The 2347-nt window shown below is 63.8% G+C and carries 2 protein-coding genes and 1 pseudogene; 2 read left to right on the top strand and 1 reads right to left on the bottom strand.

Annotated features, from left to right (window positions below; genetic code table 11):
* A pseudogene (locus AC1D0Z_RS19795) lies at window positions 1-784 on the top strand (cobyric acid synthase); the annotation flags it as partial.
* A gap of 15 nt (window positions 785-799) precedes the next feature.
* On the opposite strand, the gene AC1D0Z_RS19790 reads toward AC1D0Z_RS19795, so the two are convergent.
* The gene (locus AC1D0Z_RS19790) at window positions 800-1288 is read right to left on the bottom strand and encodes a hypothetical protein (protein WP_477659884.1); all 489 of its coding nucleotides are present in this window, start codon (window positions 1286-1288) and stop codon (window positions 800-802) included.
* A 456-nt stretch (window positions 1289-1744) separates the two neighbouring features.
* Here AC1D0Z_RS19790 and AC1D0Z_RS19785 point away from each other — a divergent pair.
* Window positions 1745-2347, top strand: a 603-nt coding sequence (locus AC1D0Z_RS19785; RefSeq protein ID WP_477659883.1) for a two-partner secretion domain-containing protein, incomplete at its 3' end; no start/stop codon positions are given.

Raw genomic sequence — 2347 nt, 5'->3', positions numbered from 1 at the left:
GCCCATGTGGTGGCAGCACGGCCTGCCCGAAGAAGATGGCGTGTTTGACGACCGCACTACCGCAGCAGGGGAGGTCTCCACCACCGTGGCCGTGATTGCCTATCCGCGCATCAGCAACCTCGACGAATTCCAGCCGCTCAAGAACGTGCCCGGTGTCCGCCTCAAGTGGGTACGCAGCCCTGCGGACCTGGCCGGTGCCGACTGGATCGTCCTGCCGGGCTCCAAGCACACCAGCGGTGACCTGGCCTGGCTGCGCRCSCARGGGCTGGACCGGGCCATTGCTGCCCATGCAGGGCAGGGCGGTGCGGTGCTGGGTATCTGCGGCGGCCTGCAAATGCTCGGCGAGGCGCTGATTGATCCGCACGGCATCGACGGCAATGCGCCAGGGCTCGGCCTGCTACCGGTGGTCACCGTGTTTGACGAAGATAAAACGGTGTGGCAGCGGCAAGCCCGCTTTGGAGAAGTCGGTGGCGCCTGGGCGGCCTTGTCAGGCGTGGCCCTGCAGGGTTATGAAATCCACCACGGCCAGACCGCGCAGCACCCCGCACTGGCCGCGGCGGGCGACACGGCCAGTGCGGTGATGGCCGAAGGCCTGGCGTGGCAGAACATTCGCGGCAATGTGCTGGGGCTGTACCTGCACGGCATGTTTGAAGACCCGGCGGTGCTGCAGGCGCTGTTTGGCACCACGGTGCCCACGCTGGACTCCGTATTCGATGGGCTGGCCGATTACATCGGGCAGCACTTTGACCCCGGTTTCCTGCAGTCGCTGATCAGCGGCCGCTAGCTTGTTGGGCCGGGTCTAGCCCGGCATCCGCTTCAGGGGGCCAAAGCAGGCCTGCAGCGACTCGGCCCTGCACACGATGAGCTGGTCCTGCTTTGGGCTGAACTGAATGAAACGCACAACCGGCGGGTCCGACGCTTCATGCAGGTCGCCCGAACAATCCCGCTTGCCGTTGCTGTCGGTCACGGTATCGGTGAGGCGGTAAAACCCCTGCGCGCTGGGCGCTGCGGATATTTCGTAATCACCTCGCGTAACTTCTTCACCGCTGGTGACAAGCCGGGTGCCTTTTGCACTGTATTGCCAGGTTTCAGTGCAGGCCTTTCCCGCCAGTGCCCAGCTCCAGGTGCCCACGAGGGGGTGGGGCACGGGTGCCGGGGCGGATGGAGCGGGTTTGGCTGTCTGCGCAGCGGCAAGGCCGCAGAACAAGGTGACAAGGGCCAAACCGGCGAATTTGCGCAAGGGGTGGGCTCTGGCTCTGGAATGGGGATAGCTGTGTGAAAACTTCATGGGGTGATTATGAAGAGGCCGCAACGTGGTTTCCCCTATGCAGAGCCATACCTTTGTCGCCAGGTGTTATTTCTTGAGAAAAAAAGCCCTGAGCCCAACGGGGATGGGTGCAAGCAGCTATAAAAATAATAGCAGATAGGGGCTTGGACCCTGGCGGCCCCGCCCCCTGCAGGTGACTCGCGCAGGGCTGTTCGGCCGCAATTCTTGAGGTTTACAGCAAAATCAGGCTGTAGCGCAGCAAGGACGAGCGCGAGCAGCTATCAAAACTGTAGCAAGCAGGGCTTCCAGGGCGCGCTGTGCGCGAAACCCAGGCTATCGCGCCGGTCCGGGGCGTCGTACTATGGCATTTGTCATGCGCGGCGCATGGGCCTGTAGCCCCAAATGGCAGGCCATCGCCGGCAGGAAAAGAGAGATCTTTGGGGGCTTCGCCGCCCGTCCTGTCCCGAAAGGCTACACATGAAAAGCCATGCCGGCATCAACCGCATTTACCGCCTGGCCCGACGCGGCGCCAGTGCAACGGGCGGGTTCACGCTCAACGCTGCCTGCAGCGCCGCATGGCTCCTGCTTGCCGGAGGTGCCCAGCAGGCCCAGGCCGCAGACGCCGCCAACGCCAGCGTGTCTGCGGGCGCCGCCAGCCTGGCCACGGTGGGCAACACCACCACCATCAACCAGTCCAGCCAGCGCGTGGCGATTGACTGGACCAGCCTGTCCACCCGTGCCAATGAAGCGCTGGTGTTCAATCAGCCCAATGCCCAGGCCATCGCGCTGAACCGAATCACGGGCAGCAGCCCGAGCGAGTTCCTGGGCAGCCTGACGGCCAATGGCCAGGTGTTTATCCTCAACCCCAACGGCGTTCTGTTTGGCGCCGGCAGCCAGGTCAACGTCGGCGGCCTGGTCGCCTCCACGCTCAGCATGAGTAATGCCGATTTCGTAGCCGGCAAGCATATTTTCAGCAACAGCGGCACGAGTGGCTCCGTCGTGAACAAAGGCACACTGACAGCTACCCCAGGCGGCTACGTGGCCTTGCTGGCACCCGAGGTACGTAACGAAGGCGTCATC

The sequence above is a fragment of the Polaromonas sp. P1_E3 genome (assembly GCF_056405935.1).
This window is presented reverse-complemented; position numbering and strand designations above follow the sequence as displayed.